General features: G+C 30.9%; 12 protein-coding genes. 11 read left to right on the top strand and 1 reads right to left on the bottom strand.

Translation table 11 applies throughout. From position 1 onward, the window contains the following. Window position 1 precedes the first annotated feature (1 nt). The 4 genes from OLM52_RS09390 to OLM52_RS09375 all read left to right on the top strand — a co-directional run bounded on the left by OLM52_RS09390 (window position 2) and on the right by OLM52_RS09375 (window position 5,625). Window positions 2–1,000 carry a homocysteine S-methyltransferase family protein gene (locus OLM52_RS09390; protein ID WP_264548257.1) on the top strand — a complete coding sequence of 333 codons (999 nt, stop codon included), beginning with the start codon at window positions 2–4 and terminating at the stop codon, window positions 998–1,000. A gap of 141 nt (window positions 1,001–1,141) precedes the next feature. Next, window positions 1,142–3,817: a methionine synthase gene (gene metH, locus OLM52_RS09385; RefSeq protein ID WP_264548256.1), complete on the top strand. Its 2,676-nt coding sequence runs from the start codon at window positions 1,142–1,144 to the stop codon at window positions 3,815–3,817. A 1-nt stretch (window position 3,818) separates the two neighbouring features. After that, window positions 3,819–4,775: a methylenetetrahydrofolate reductase [NAD(P)H] gene (gene metF, locus OLM52_RS09380; RefSeq protein WP_264548255.1), complete on the top strand. Its 957-nt coding sequence runs from the start codon at window positions 3,819–3,821 to the stop codon at window positions 4,773–4,775. Between the two features lie 460 nt (window positions 4,776–5,235). Beyond that, on the top strand, window positions 5,236–5,625 hold the full coding sequence (locus OLM52_RS09375) for a tetratricopeptide repeat protein (RefSeq protein WP_264548254.1): 390 nt from the start codon (window positions 5,236–5,238) through the stop codon (window positions 5,623–5,625). Between the two features lie 52 nt (window positions 5,626–5,677). Here OLM52_RS09375 and gldA read toward each other — a convergent pair whose 3' ends face one another. Beyond that, complete coding sequence (gene gldA, locus OLM52_RS09370; RefSeq protein WP_264548253.1) at window positions 5,678–6,583, bottom strand: gliding motility-associated ABC transporter ATP-binding subunit GldA; 906 nt, start codon at window positions 6,581–6,583, stop codon at window positions 5,678–5,680. 263 nt (window positions 6,584–6,846) lie between these two features. On the opposite strand from gldA, the gene OLM52_RS09365 reads away from it, so the two are divergent. The 7 genes from OLM52_RS09365 (at window position 6,847) to OLM52_RS09335 (ending at window position 16,301) form a co-directional block, all read left to right on the top strand. Further along, window positions 6,847–7,674 carry a prephenate dehydratase gene (locus OLM52_RS09365; RefSeq protein ID WP_264548252.1) on the top strand — a complete coding sequence of 276 codons (828 nt, stop codon included), beginning with the start codon at window positions 6,847–6,849 and terminating at the stop codon, window positions 7,672–7,674. A gap of 42 nt (window positions 7,675–7,716) precedes the next feature. Next, window positions 7,717–8,799, top strand: coding sequence for a bifunctional 3-deoxy-7-phosphoheptulonate synthase/chorismate mutase type II (locus tag OLM52_RS09360; RefSeq protein ID WP_264548251.1), 1,083 nt, complete (start codon window positions 7,717–7,719; stop codon window positions 8,797–8,799). Between the two features lie 132 nt (window positions 8,800–8,931). Next, window positions 8,932–10,581 carry a hypothetical protein gene (locus OLM52_RS09355; protein WP_264548250.1) on the top strand — a complete coding sequence of 550 codons (1,650 nt, stop codon included), beginning with the start codon at window positions 8,932–8,934 and terminating at the stop codon, window positions 10,579–10,581. A gap of 132 nt (window positions 10,582–10,713) precedes the next feature. Next, window positions 10,714–11,694, top strand: coding sequence for a ribosome small subunit-dependent GTPase A (gene rsgA / locus OLM52_RS09350; protein WP_264548249.1), 981 nt, complete (start codon window positions 10,714–10,716; stop codon window positions 11,692–11,694). 318 nt (window positions 11,695–12,012) lie between these two features. After that, on the top strand, window positions 12,013–12,465 hold the full coding sequence (gene dtd, locus OLM52_RS09345; RefSeq protein ID WP_264548248.1) for a D-aminoacyl-tRNA deacylase: 453 nt from the start codon (window positions 12,013–12,015) through the stop codon (window positions 12,463–12,465). A gap of 5 nt (window positions 12,466–12,470) precedes the next feature. After that, a complete protein-coding gene (locus tag OLM52_RS09340) occupies window positions 12,471–14,360 on the top strand; it encodes a DUF3857 domain-containing protein (RefSeq protein ID WP_264548247.1) in 1,890 nt (629 codons plus the stop codon). Window positions 14,361–14,366: 6 nt separating this feature from the next. Next, window positions 14,367–16,301: a DUF3857 and transglutaminase domain-containing protein gene (locus tag OLM52_RS09335; RefSeq protein WP_264548246.1), complete on the top strand. Its 1,935-nt coding sequence runs from the start codon at window positions 14,367–14,369 to the stop codon at window positions 16,299–16,301.

The raw sequence follows: 16,301 nt of genomic DNA, 5'->3' as shown, positions 1-16,301 counted from the left end.
TATGTCAAAAATTCAAGAAGAAATCAAAAAACGAATTCTCGTGCTCGATGGAGCCATGGGAACGATGTTACAACGTTATAAATTTGAAGAAGAAGATTTTAGAGGCGAACGCTTTAAAGATTTTCCGCATCCATTAAAAGGAAACAACGATTTGCTTTCCATTACCCAACCAGAAGCTGTAAAATCAGTACATCGCGCTTATTTTGAAGCGGGTGCTGATATTGTAGAAACCAATACTTTTTCGGGAACGACTATCGGAATGGCGGATTATTATTTGGAAGATTTAGTCTACGAATTGAATTTTCAATCGGCTAAAATTGCTCGTGAAGTGGCGGATGAATTTACAGCCAAAAACACTGAACGCCCAAGATTTGTGGCAGGTTCCATCGGACCAACAAACAGAACAGCATCTATGTCACCTGATGTTAACGACCCAGGATTTCGCGCTGTAAATTTTGACGATTTAAAAATTGCCTATAAACAACAAGTCGAAGCTTTAATTGATGGCGGTTGCGATTTGCTTTTGGTAGAAACGATTTTCGATACGTTAAATGCGAAAGCCGCTTTGTTTGCAATTGAAGAAGTGAAAGATGAGCGAAACATTGATATTCCTATAATGGTTTCCGGAACTATTACGGATGCTTCGGGAAGAACATTATCGGGACAAACTGTTGAAGCTTTTTTAATTTCGATTTCACATATTCCATTGTTGAGTATTGGATTTAATTGCGCTTTAGGAGCTGATCAATTGAAACCATATTTGAAACGACTAGGAAATAATACATCTTTAAATATTTCAGCCCATCCAAATGCTGGTTTACCCAATGCTTTCGGGCAATACGACCAAACGCCTGAGGAAATGCAACAATTAATTCGTGAATATTTACAGGAAAATTTAGTAAATATTATTGGCGGATGTTGCGGAACAACCCCAGAACATATCAAATTAATAGCGGAAGTAGCAAAAGAATTCAAACCAAGAGAAAGCGTTTTGGTTTAAGTAAAGAAATAATGAAAAATAGAATAATAAAAATAAATTTTGAAGGATTTCTACAATCACAACGATGTTGGGTTTGCCAATATGTTAGTGATAGTAAAACCTTTTGGAAGGATGTTGCAAAACACTATAAAAGAATAAGTAATGAGTTATAATTCCGATAAGTATTTAAAATTATCAGGTTTAGAACCTTTGATTGTAACGCCAGAAACCAATTTTGTAAATGTTGGAGAACGAACAAATGTTACGGGATCTCGTAAATTTCTTCGTTTAATTAAAGAAGAAAAGTACAACGAAGCGCTTTCGGTTGCGCGTGAACAAGTGGAAGGAGGAGCGCAAATCATCGACGTCAATATGGATGAAGGGATGTTAGATGGCGTTTATGCGATGACCAAATTTCTTAATCTAATCGCCGCGGAACCAGATATTGCAAGAGTTCCTGTAATGATTGATAGTTCCAAATGGGAAATTATTGAAGCGGGTTTGAAAGTCATTCAAGGAAAAGGTGTAGTGAATTCGATTTCTCTAAAAGAAGGAGAAGCTACTTTTATTCATCATGCTAAATTAATTAAACGATACGGAGCAGCTGTAATTGTTATGGCTTTTGATGAAAAGGGTCAAGCAGATACCTATGAAAGACGCATTGAAATTTGTAAAAGAAGTTACGATATTTTAGTTAGCCAAGTTGGTTTCCCTGCCGAGGATATCATTTTTGATCCCAATATTTTTCCAGTAGCAACGGGAATGGAAGAGCATAAATTAAATGCCTTAGATTTCTTTCGAGCATCCAAATGGATTCGCGAAAATCTTCCGTATGCGAATATTTCTGGTGGTGTGAGTAACGTGTCTTTTTCTTTCCGTGGAAACGATAAAGTGCGTGAGGCGATGCATTCGGCGTTCTTGTATCATGCCATTCAAAACGGAATGACAATGGGAATTGTGAATCCTGAAATGTTGGAAATTTATGATGAAATAGATCCCATTTTATTAGAACACGTTGAAGACGTTTTATTAAATAGACGTGAAGATGCTACCGAACGTTTATTGGATTTAGCCGAAAGTTTCAAAGGCGATATAAAATCGAATGAAAAAGCTATTGCCGAATGGCGAAATGGCTCGGTTCAAGAGCGATTAACACATTCATTAGTAAAAGGAATCGACGAATTTATCGAAATTGATATTGAAGAAGCGCGTCAGTTGGCCAAAAAACCAATCGAAGTGATTGAAATCAATCTGATGGCTGGAATGAATGTGGTGGGTGATTTGTTCGGAAGCGGAAAAATGTTCTTGCCGCAAGTAGTAAAATCGGCACGTGTGATGAAAAAAGCGGTGGCTTATTTGCTTCCTTATATTGAAGCTTTAAAAGATGGTTCAACTTCGTCAAGTGCTGGTAAAGTATTAATGGCAACTGTAAAAGGCGATGTGCATGATATAGGAAAAAACATTGTTTCAGTAGTTTTAGCGTGTAATAATTTCGAAATTATCGATTTAGGTGTAATGGTTCCGCCAGAAAAAATCATTGAAATTGCGGTTAAAGAAAATGTAGATATTATCGGTTTGAGCGGTTTGATTACACCTTCTCTTGACGAAATGGTGTATTTGGCCAAAGAAATGGATAAGTTGAATATCAAAATTCCTGTAATGATTGGTGGTGCTACAACTTCACGAGCACATACTGCTGTAAAAATCGCACCAGAATATAAGGAAACGGTGGTTCATGTGAATGATGCTTCGCGAGCGGTAACAGTTGCAACCAATTTATTGCAACCTGAGACTAAAATTACTTATGCTAAATCACTTCGAGAAGAATATGATACGCTTAGAGAAGGGTATTTGAATAGAAGTCGTGAGAAAAATTTCTTATCGATTGAAGAAGCGCGTAAAAATAAATTCAAAATCGATTGGAATACGTTCGAACCGGTAAAACCAAATTTCATCGGCACAAAAACCATTGAAGTCGAACTTTCAGAATTAGTAGATTTCATCGATTGGACCCCATTTTTTCAGTCTTGGGAATTGTATGGAAAATTTCCAGCGATTTTAACGGATGAAATTGTAGGTGAACAAGCGACGAATTTGTTTGAAGATGCACAAAAAATGCTTGCTCAAATTGTTTCGGAAAAATGGTTCACTGCAAAAGGAATTTTAGGAATTTTTCCAGCCAATACTATCAATGATGACGATATCGAAGTAAATCTTCCAGCTTCCAGCTTCCAACTTCTAACTTTAAGACAACAATCCCAAAAAACGGTTGGAGCTCCAAACATAGCTTTGGCGGATTTTATTGCACCAAAAGAAATTGGAAAACAAGATTACATTGGGTGTTTCTGTGTGTCAACTGGTTTTGGAGTGGATGAAAAAGCTTCGGAGTTTGAAAAGCAATTAGACGATTATAATTCGATTTTGACAAAAGCGTTAGGCGATAGATTAGCAGAAGCTTTCGCAGAATATTTGCACCTAAAAGTGCGTAAAGAAATTTGGGGTTACGCTTTAGATGAGGTGTTGTCAAATGAGGAATTAATTAAAGAAAAATACAAAGGAATTCGTCCAGCACCTGGTTATCCAGCTTGTCCTGACCATTTGGAAAAACCAACGATTTGGAAATTACTAAATGTAGAACAAGAAATAGGCGTGAAGTTAACTGAAAGTATGGCAATGTGGCCAGCAGCTTCTGTTTCTGGATATTATTTTGCGAGCCCAGAAAGTAAATATTTTGGTTTAGGAAAAATTAAAAAAGACCAATTAGAAGATTACGCCAAAAGAAGAAATATTAGTATTGAACAAGCCGAAAAATGGCTCTCACCCAATTTAGCAGATTAAAATGAAAGTAACTGAACATATACAAAACGCCAACGGAAAACCTTTGTTCTCCTTCGAAATTTTACCGCCGTTAAAAGGACAAAACATCCAATCCATTTTTGATAGTATTGATCCGTTGATGGAATTCAATCCGCCATTTATTGATGTTACGTATCATCGTGAGGAATATGAATTCAAAGAGTTAGAAAATGGTTTACTGCAGAAAAAAGTAGTTAAAAAACGACCGGGAACGGTTGGGATTTGTGCTGGAATTCAGAATAAATATCAAGTAGATGCTATTCCGCATATTTTGTGTGGTGGTTTTACGAAAGAAGATACTGAAAATCTGTTGATTGATTTAGATTTCTTAGGAATTGATAATGTCGTAGCACTTCGTGGTGATGCAGTTAAAAGCGAAATTTACTTCAAACCTGAAAAAGAAGGTCACGCTTATGCATCAGAATTAGTGACCCAAATTAGTAATTTGAACAAAGGAATTTATTTAGATGAAGATTTACAAAATTCAACGAAAACCGATTTTTGTATTGGAGTTGCAGGATATCCAGAAAAACATATGGAAGCTCCAAGTTTAGATAGTGATATTCATTTCGTAAAGCAAAAAATCAAAAATGGAGCAGATTATATCATCACCCAAATGTTTTTTGATAATAAAAAATTCTTCGATTTTGTTACAAAATGCAGAGCTGCAGGAATTACTGTTCCAATTATTCCGGGATTGAAACCTATTGCTACTAAAAAACAGTTAAACTTAATTCCGCATCGTTTTAGTGTTGAATTGCCCGATGATTTAATTATGGAAGTTGTTAAAGCAAAAGATAATGATGCCGTAAGACAGATTGGAATTGAATGGTGTACACAACAAAGCAAAGAATTAGTCGCAGCAGGAATTCCGGTGTTGCATTACTATTCTATGGGAAAAGCCGAAAATGTAAAAGCAATAGCAAAAGAAATTTTTTAAAACTCTTTTTAATAATTTGAATCTCCTAAGTATTTTATATTTAGGAGATTTTTTTTTAAAACCAAGCCACAATTTTTTTCGTAAATGAAGTTAACGTAGAAGAAACTATTGATTAATAAATTGTAACCAACAGGATTTCAGTTTAATAAATTGTTATTTCAGATGTAATTATTTTTTCAAATCAAATAAAATTATAATTTTACCGATGAAAAGCATATAAATTCGATTAAAAACAAAATTTTTTAAAAAAAGTGCATTTTTTCGAATATTTCTGTATTTCGTCGATTTTCAGGTTTTTAATTTCATTTCTTCTGATATTAAATGATAAAAATTAAATATAATTCATTAAAAATGTTAAATATATACATTGTATTCTGGTTAAAATAAGTGTGATTGCTAAATATATATTTTTTTATTCAAAAAAGATTCGTAAATTTATAGTAACAAAAAATAATACCTCATGAAAAAAATTATCTACACTTTCGTGATTTTGTTCATTTCTCAGTTAAACTTTGCAAATGAATTAGATTCTATCCTTTTAAAAGCAAGAGATTTTGAGAAGAAGAAAAATTACACAGAAGCTATCAAGGCATATGAATCATATATTAAAAATGCAGGAGATGAAAATTTAAAAGAAGTTTTTGTTGAAGTTGCAAACTGTTACTTTTTAGATGGAAAAAAAGACGTTGCTGTCAAGTACATCAAAAAAGCAATTACAAAATATGGTTTTACTGAAGATGAATTTATATACAGTACAACCTTAAATCAAGAGTTATCTTCTTATGCTTTATCTAAAGTTTATGATGATTACTTTGCATTAAGAAAGCAGTATTTAGCTACCTTGAACTAAGGATTTAAGAATGAAAAAAAAAATCTCCTTACATTTTTGTAAGGAGATTTTTTTATTGTTTTTTTGCTGTTTTCTCTCTGAAAATTTGTTCTAAGTTTTTGCTCTTCAATACAATTTGTAAGGTTCTTAAATTATTGGCTTGTGCAAAATCAAATAAAGCAGGTCGCATGTCAGTTGCCGTAGTAAAAGTAAGTTCCCAAACTAAATCATGCGTGTTTTTTGCAGATTTTAAATCTGGTAAAGCTATAAAATCAGATTCGGAAACCTTTTTGTCAAATTCAACTTCAATAATTTGTTCGGTTTGTTCAGCAACTAAATTGTTTAGCTTTTTATCAGTTACAATTTTTCCTTTGTTGATAATTATAATTCTATCGCAAATAGCCTCAACTTCTTGCATTATGTGTGTCGACAAAAAAACCGTTTTGTCTTTTCCAATATTTTTAATCAAATCACGAATTTCAACCAACTGATTTGGATCTAAACCAGTTGTTGGTTCGTCTAAAATCATTACGTCTGGATTGTGTAATAATGCAGTTGCTAATCCTACACGTTGACGATATCCTTTAGAAAGTTCACCAATTTTCTTATGACTTTCAGGAGTCAATCCTGTCAAAGCAATTACTTCATCTATTCTCGATTTGGCAACCTTATGTAAATCGGCATTAAAAGCCAAATATTCTCTCACGTATAGATCCAAATACAACGGATTGTGTTCTGGTAAATATCCAACCGATTTTTGCACTTCTTTTTGTGCTAAAGTTACATCGTGTTCGTTCACCATAGCGGTTCCGCTATCGGCTGTTAAATAAGTAGTCAAAATTTTCATCAAGGTTGATTTTCCGGCACCATTGGGACCTAAAAAACCTACGATTTCTCCTTTTTTTACAGAAAAACTGATGTTGTCTAACGCTTTTTGGTCTCCGTAATTTTTTGAAATATTTTGAACTTCTATCGACATATGATGTAAATTTTAGCAAAAGTAACTTTTTTTAAAAGAACTCAAATTTATTTAAAAAAGTATTTCGTTTTCATTTTTTTATTACTTTAGCCAAATATAACAACAAAGTCACAATGCTTACAAATAGCACATTTTTTTATAACAATTCATTTTATTTCTTCTGGAGACAGATGAGGGATTGTTGTGCTATTATATAAATCAAAGAAATTTATTTTATAAACATACAATCCCGATTTGCATCGGGATTTTTTTTGCTCATAATTATGGATATTAAAGTTGCAATTCAGGGAATTCAAGGGTCGTTTCATCATCAAGTTGCTCATCATTATTTTGGTGAAGCAGTTGATTTGGAGGAATGTGGTTCATTTAGAGATGTGGTCACCAGTTTAAAAACCAATCAATCGGACAAAGCAATAATGGCGTTAGAAAACTCTATCGCAGGTTCAATCTTGCCAAATTATGCATTAATTGATTCAAATGATTTGCATATTATTGGCGAATATTTTTTAGATATTCATATGAATTTGATGGTGTTTCCAGGTCAAAAAATTGAAGATATTAAAGAAGTTCATTCACATCCCATTGCCTTGTTGCAATGTGCGAATTTCTTTGGTCAATATCCACATATTAAATTGGTAGAAAGTTCCGATACTGCAATTACAGCAAAACGAATTCAGGAAAATCAATTAAGAGGAATTGGTGCTTTGGCAGGACCAGTTGCGGCTAATATTTATGATTTGGAAATTATTGCTGACGGAATTCACACTGTAAAAAGTAATAAAACACGATTCGTGGTTTTAAAAGCGTCCAACAAAGAAATTCCGAAAGAACTCATTAATAAAGCATCGATAAAATTTGAATTAGATGATACACCGGGTTCATTGGCAACGGTTCTAAATGTGTTGAATAATTGCAAATTAAATTTAACAAAAATTCAATCGTTACCTATTATCGAAACACCTTTTACCTATGCTTTTTTTGTAGATGTGGTTTTTGAAAAATATAAACATTTTGAAAAAGCGAAAAAAGTAATGGAAATTATGACAACACATTTCAAGGTTTTGGGTGAATATGAAAGAAGTAAGCAATAATAATTTAAGAATAAATAGTAATTTTACAGTGAAATAATGGTTATGGAAAATAAAAAAGAATTACGCACTTGGTTAGATGATTTTCAATTGAATCATCCATTAGTTATTGCAGGGCCATGCAGTGCAGAAACCGAAGAACAAGTTTTGAAAATAGCACACGAATTGAAAAATTCGGACGTTTCTATTTTTCGTGCTGGAATTTGGAAACCTCGCACGCGTCCAGGTGGATTTGAAGGTGTGGGAGAAATTGGGTTGAAATGGTTACAAAAAGCTAAAGTAGAAACAGGTTTGTTAATGGCAACCGAAGTAGCAACGGCGGCTCACGTAAAATTAGCATTGGAAAACGATATTGATGTATTATGGATTGGTGCAAGAACCACCGTAAATCCATTTGCAGTTCAAGAAATTGCCGATGCTTTGCAAGGAACCGATAAAATCGTTTTATTAAAAAATCCAGTAAATCCCGATTTATCTTTATGGATTGGTGGTTTAGAGCGTTTATACAATGCAAACATCAAAAAGTTAGGAGTAATTCACAGAGGATTTTCAACTTACGAAAAAACAAAATACCGCAATAATCCTGAGTGGCAAATAGCAATCGATTTACAAAATCGTTTTCCCGATTTACCCTTGATTTGCGACCCTTCGCACATTACAGGAAAGCGCGATATGATTCAAGAAGTATCACAACAAGCTTTAGATTTGAATTATGATGGCTTAATTATTGAAACCCATATTGATCCAGACAATGCTTGGAGCGATGCGGCACAACAGGTAACGCCGGCAACATTGAAACAAATGTTTGTTAATTTACGCGTTAGAAAAGTGACGGATGATGAAAGCGAATACAACCAAAAAATGGCAAAACTCCGCTTGCAAATTGATGAATTTGATGGAAAACTATTAGAAATTTTAGGCAACCGAATGAAAGTTGCCGACAAAATAGGACTGTTAAAGAAAGAAAAAAATGTAGCCATATTACAAAATCAACGTTGGAATGAAATTTTAGGCAAAATGATTTTGGAAGGCGAAGAAAAAGGATTGAGTAATGAATTTGTAATGCATTTGTTTAAAGCAATTCATCAAGAAAGTATTACACATCAAGAAAAAGTGATAAATAAGTAAGAAATTTTAACATTTAAGGACAATCATTTGGTTGTCCTTTTTTTTATAAATAAATATTTTTAACAAATAAATTGTTATGAATTTAAGTTGTATAATTGCATAAAATTTTAAAAAACATAACACTCTTATTTAATGAAAAAACTATTATTTGTAGCTATTATTTCAGTATTAGCGGGGATTAATTCAACGTATGCACAATACAACATTGAAAATTTGAAACTTACTTACGGAGAAGAAATTACCGACGAGAAAGGTAAAATTGTAAAAATAATCGGAGAGTCTAATGATAAAATTTATGCATTAGGTTTAAAAGGTAAAAATTATTTCTTAAAAATATTTACTTCGAAAGACATGAAATTGGTAAGTAATAAGCCAATTTTACTTCCTGAAGTAAAAGATAAAGATATCGATTTTGAAGAAATTATTATGTTGGATGGAAAAGTATTTGTTATTGGTAGTGTATACCAAAATAAAGAAAAAATCTTCAAATTGGTTGGAATTGAATTTTCAGAAGATGGAAAATTAAGCAACAATATGATTCCTTTGTTTGAAGCTGAAGTTGAAAAAAAATCAAGAAGAGGAGATTTCTATTTCAAAACTTCTGCTGATGAAACAAAATTATTGGCAATGCACGCATCATTATTTAGTAAAGAAGATGCCATGAAATATGATTTAAAATTATTTGATTCAAATTTAAAGAATATATTTTCGAATTCTGAAAAAGTATCTTTTGATGATAATAAAAAAGATTTTGAATTCACGATTTCCGACTTTGATGTTAATTATAGAAATGATGCTTTTTTAGTAATTAATGAAAGTTACAGAGATAGTAAAAAGAAAGAAAAAGTTGAAAAATTCCAAGTTTTTGCATTCAAACAAAGTAATGGGTACAAAAAAGAAATAATTGATATTAATTTTAAAGGAAAAGAAATTATCAATTGTTCAATGATGTCAACAAGCAATGATAAAGTTCAATTGGTAGGGTTTTATTCATCTGTTAGAGAAAATGGAAAAGCAAATAGAGAGTTAAAAGGTGTTTTTAATGCAACTATTGACATCAATACTAATATTAATGACAACTTAAAATTCAATGAGTTTGATTATGCAACTAAAGTAAAATTACTTGGTGAGAGAAAAGCAAAAAAAGGAAAAGATGTAAAACCATATTATAAAATTCATACCATTATTGAAAAAAATGATGGGGGATTAATTGTTTTGTCTGAAGAACGATTTATTTATGTTGGTCAAACACAAGGAATAGGTCCTCTAGGATTAACTCCAATTACTTATTACACCAACGAAATGATTGTTACTTCTCTTAAACCAGATGGTTCATTAGAATGGAGTAATGTGGTTGCAAAAGATCAAAATGCAACAGCTACTGTAGCTTCATTAGGAATGTTTGGTACTGGAGGAAGTGGAGGTTTTAATGTGGCTATTGGAGTATCGTTTCAATTAGGAGTTATGGGTAAAGGACCAGAATATTTGAGTGCTATACCAATTTATGCTGATGGTCAGTTGAATATTCTTTTTAACGATAATAAAAAGAACAAAGGAATTACAGATATGGACGAAATAAAATCTTTAGGAAATTATAATAATGCAGTTCCAACTTTATTTCAATTTGACAATCAAGGAAATATTACACGTAAAGATCCTGAAGAAGTTATAAAAAATGAATTGGTAATTAGACCCGGTGTTTATTACCGTAAAAACAATAAAGAATTTATTATTTATGCCTCAAGAAAATCGCAAGATAAACTCGGCAGAATGACGTTGTAAAAACTTTAAAAAACCAAGAAATTATCTTCTTGGTTTTTTTATGCCTTTTTCATATGAAATAGTATCTTTGTTACAATTAAATCAAGTAAAATTAGAAATTTCTAATTTCTAATTTCTAATTTCTAACTTTTCATGACAGGAATCGTATATAAATCTACCGGAAGTTGGTACACCATTAAAACTGAAAATGGTGATTTTTTAGAGTGCCGTATAAAAGGTAAATTTAGAATGCAAGGAATCAAAAGCACCAATCCTATTGCAGTGGGCGATGTGGTAGATTATGATATCGAAAATACAACCGATGAAACTACGGGAGTTATCATAAATATTCACGAACGTAAAAATTATATTGTTAGAAAATCAGTCAATTTATCACATCATATGCATATTATTGCAGCTAATATTGATGTTGTTTTTTTATTAGTAACCATTAACAATCCTCCAACAACAACAAGTTTTATTGATCGATTTTTGGTTACAGCCGAAGCTTATGGAATTGAAGCAATTATAGTATTTAATAAAATAGACACGTTTGATGACCCCACATTAGACGAACAATTATATTTACAACACGTTTACACCGAGATTGGCTATAAATGTTTGCGCGTTTCTGCAAAAGAGGGAAAAGGAATTGACGAATTAAAAGCGTTAATGAAAGATAGAGTTTCTATGTTTTCTGGACATTCAGGTGTTGGAAAGTCTACTCTGGTTAACACTTTGGAACCTTCGTTAAATTTGAAAACCAAACAAATTTCTGAATCGCATGCACAAGGAAAACACACTACAACCTTTGCCGAAATGTTTGATTTGTCTTTTGGAGCACAAATTATTGATACACCCGGAATTCGTGGTTTTGGAATTGTAGATATGGAGAAACAAGAAATAGGCGATTATTTTCCTGAATTTTTTGCTTTAAAAGATCAATGTAAATTTAATAATTGTTTACATAAAGACGAACCCCATTGTGCTATAAAAACAGCATTGGAAAATGATGAAATTTCGTGGTCGCGTTATAAAAGTTACACGCAAATCTTGGAAGGAGATGATGAGCAATACCGTGCAGACATCTATGATGCCGAACGAAGAGCGAGCGACGAAACAAGAAAATCGTAGAGATGCGATTTATCGCGTCTTTAAATATAAAATTGTAAAGTTCAAATGCGATTTATCGCGTCTTTAAATATAAAATTGTAAAGTTCAAATGCGATTTATCGCGTCTTTAAATATAAAATTGTAAAGTTCAAATGCGATTTATTACGTCTTTAAATATAGAATTATAAAATTCAAATGCGATTTATTACGTCTTTAAATTATTAAGTCCAAATCTGATTTAAAAATCCAATTTCAATTTTTATTAAATAATAAGGTAAATACGGATTTCCGTAAATTATATCTGGAATTTTTTTATATTTTTGATGTTTATACATTAAAATGAAAGCAGTAATTCAACGAGTTTCTCAATCTTCTGTAACAATAAATGCTGAAATAGTAGCACAAATTCAACAAGGACTATTAGTTTTAGTTGGAATTGAAGATGCCGATAATCAAGAAGATATCAATTGGTTAACTTCCAAAATAGCCAATCTTAGAATTTTTGCAGATCAAAATGAAGTAATGAATTTGTCATTAAAAGATATTGAAGGTGAAATGATTATTGTAAGTCAGTTCACATTACAAGCATTAACCAAAAAAGGAAATCGTCCAAGTTATATAAAAGCTTCAAAACCCGAAATTGCAATTCCGCTTTACGAATTTTTTGTTCAACAAATGGAAATAGAATTAGGTAAAAAAGTACAAACCGGACAATTTGGAGCCGATATGAAAGTGAGTTTAGTTAATGACGGTCCTGTAACAATTATAATTGATACAAAAAATAAAGAGTAGCACATATGAATCGTATTCTCACCGTCATTTTAATTTTATTTTCTAGTACTGTTTTTTCTCAAGAAAATTTAATCGCAATTTTTCCTGATAGCATAAGAGAAAATGCAAATGCTATTATAAAAAATGATAAAACTGAAATTATTTTTTCAAGTTATAATTCCATGGTTGTTAAAAAATATCGAGTAATAACAATCTTAAATGAATTAGGTTTAAAAAATATAGATGCTTTTGAGTATATGGACAATTCAACTTCTATTAGAAATATTGAAGCAATAGTTTATAATGCATTTGGTGAAGAAATAAAAAAAATAAAACGAAAAGATTTTAAAGAAAATTCTGTTAGTGAAGGTTCTATAATTACAGATAATCGAGTGATTTATTTAGATTACACTCCTGTACAATACCCTTTTACTATGGTTTATCAAAGCGAAATATCAACTTCTAATACCGCTTTTGTTCCAAGTTGGAATCCTATTGAAGATTTTTTTGTTAGTATATTAAATTCTTCCGTTACGATAAAGTATACTCCAGAAGTTAAATTTAAGTATAAAGAATTCAATTTCGGCGACAAAGTATTAAAAACTGAGTCTCTAGGAAATCTTTCTTATGCAATAGAAAACTTCAAAGCATTACGAAAAGAAGAATTAGCACCCTCTTTGAGTAAGTTCACTCCTTATGTAATTTTTGGGTTAGCTAAATTTCAAATCGAAGGTGTAGAAGGAAGTGCTGAGAATTGGTCAACTTTTGGGAAATGGATGAATGATGAATTATTGAGTGATACAGAAGAAATTCCAGAAGAAACAAAAATAAAAGTGGCCAAATTAATTGGCAATGAGACAGATAATTTAAAAAAAGCAAAAATTATATATGAATTTGTACAGAGTAAAACTCGATACGTAAGTATTCAATTGGGAATAGGTGGTTGGAAACCAATGTTGGCAAAAAATGTTGATCGATTAGGCTATGGGGATTGTAAAGCATTAACTAATTATACACGATCCCTTTTAAAAGCATTCAATATTCCTTCATATTACACAGTGGTTTATGGTGATGATCAAAAAAGAGATATTGTTGAAGACTTTGTTTCTATGCAAGGAAACCATGTAATTTTAGGTGTTCAAGGTAACAATGAAGAGATAACTTGGTTAGAATGTACAAGTCAGACATTGCCTTTTGGATTTCAAGGAGATTTCACAGACGACAGAAAGGTTTTAGTAGTTTCGGATGAGGTATGTAAAATTGTTAAAACAAAATCCTTTATTAACGAACAAAATTATCAAAAAACAGATTCTAAAGTTATTTTAAATGATGACAACAGCGTTAAATGTACTGTTATAATAAATTCTAAAGGAATTATTTATGATAATAAATCTCCTTTAAAAAATGCAAATGATGATGAGGTGAAAAAATATTACAATGATTATTTTAATATAATTAACAACAAAAAAATATCAAAAACAGAAATTGTAGAAGATAAAAAAAGTTTAGAATTAAATGAAAATATCGAATTTGAAGCCAACGATTTTATGAAACCCAATCAAGGTAAAATAATTGTTCCACTAAATTGCATCAATCAATTTTCATTTGTTCCAAAGAAGTATAAAGATAGAAAAATTCCGTTTGAAATAGACAGAGGGTTTTGTTATGAAGACGAGTCAATTATATCAATCCCGTCTAACTTTAAAGTTGAAGCGCTGCCAAGTGAACAAAACTTAAAGAATGAATTTGGAAGCTATGAATATAAAATTGAACTAAAAAATAACGAATTGGTTTATAAACGCAAATTTTTAATTAAAAAAGGATATTATACACCAGATCAATATGAAGCTTACCGAAAATTTAGAGAACAAGTAGCTAGAAGTGAAAATAGCAAAGTATTATTAATTTCAAAATAAAGAAAAGTGAAAAAAATTTCTATTATTATCCTATTCGTGTTTTTTCAATTAGGATTTACACAAAAATTAAAATTAGGAGAAGTTACAATCGACGAATTAAAGGAAAATGTGCATTCAATTGATTCCTCATCTGCTGCAGCTTATCTTTTTAAAATTGGTAAAACAAATTTTGATTTAACTAGAGATGGTTTTTGGGAAATAACAACAGAAGTTGACGTAAAAATTAAAATATATAAAAAAGAAGGTTTCAAATTTGCAGATCAAGAAATAGCATATTTTGTAGGAGGAAATGGAAAAGAAAAAGTTTATATCTCAGATGCATATACCTATAATTTAGTAGGAGGTAAAGTTGAAAAAACTAGATTAAAATCAGAAAGTGAGTTCAAAGAAGAAGTAAATGAAAAATGGAATTTAAAGAAAATTACTTTTCCAGGCGTGAAAGAAGGTTCAATTATTGAATTTAGTTACAAAATCGTTTCACCTTACATTTCAAATTTTAACGATTGGTATTTTCAGCACGAAATCCCTGTAAATACCGTAAAATATGAAGTGTATATTCCACAATATTTTAGATATAGAACTGTTATCACTGGATTTGAAGCAATTTCAACAGAAGAAAAAATAATTACATCATTAGATTTTAATAGTACAAAATATACATACACCGCTCAAAATATTTTACCCATAAAAGATGAAGAGTTTGTACGAAATATTAATAATTATACCTCAGTTTTAAAATATGAATTGGCATCAATTCAATATCCTAATAAGCCAATTGAAAGTGTAGCGCTCGATTGGAATGATGTTTCTAAATCTATCTATGATAATGATAATTTTGGTAGAGAATTAAACTTTAAATCATATTTTGAAGATGAAATAGAAACTTTAATAAAAGATACATCGTCTGAAAATGAAAAGTTGGAAAAAATATTTCAATATGTTCAAAATAGCATGGTATGGAATGAAAACAATAGTTATAATTGTGAAAAAGGAGTAAAAAAAGCCTTCAAAGAAAAAGTAGGTAATAGTGCAGATATTAATTTGATGTTGGTTGCAATGTTGAGACATGCTGGATTAGACGCAAATCCTATAATTGTTAGTACAAGGTCTAACGGGATTGCTATTTTTCCAAGTAGATTTGCTTTCAATTATGTTATTGTAGGCGTAAAATTAAGTAACGATGAAAATATTGTACTTTTAGATGCAACAAATAAAAACACATTACCGAATATACTTCCTTTAAAAGTGTTAAATTGGTCTGGAAGAATGCTAATGCCAAATGGAACCTCTAAAGAAATTTTTTTAGAACCCAAAAAACAGTCTAGTAAAAGTATTACAATTTTATCGGAAATTGTTGATGAAACTAGTATCAAAGGAAAAGTTCGTGAAATTTCTAACGATTATGTAGCATTACTTTATAGAGAGAAAAAAGGTAATTTAACAAATGAATCACTAATTGAAAAATTAGAAAAAGACTATGAAGGAACAGAAATTGATGAACTAACAGTAAAAAACGAGAAATCAAAACCTATTAATCTTACTTACTCTTTTGTAAGTGATAACTTAGTTGAAATTATCGGTGATAAACTATATCTATCTCCATTTTTGTTCATGGAATTGAATGAAAATCCTTTTAAGTCTGAAAAAAGAAATTACCCAATTGAATTTGATTTTCCGCAAAAGATAAATTTTAATATTTCTATAAAGTTGCCCGAAAATTATGAAGTAGAAAGTTTTCCAGAATCTATAAATTATAAAACGTCAAGCGGCGCTTTAGCATTTAATTTTAATGGAAGTGTTTCTAATGGAATGATTCAAATTGTTTCGAGTTTTGAAATTAATAGTTTGTTATTACCCGCTAATGATTATGAAATGGTAAAATCTTTTTTTAAAGAAATGATAAACAAACAAACCGAAAAAATAGTATTGAAAAAGAAATAA

This window comes from Flavobacterium sp. N2820 (assembly GCF_025947285.1).
GTDB lineage: Bacteria > Bacteroidota > Bacteroidia > Flavobacteriales > Flavobacteriaceae > Flavobacterium.
Note: the sequence above shows the minus strand (reverse complement) of the source record. Positions and strands in the feature narration are given on the sequence as shown.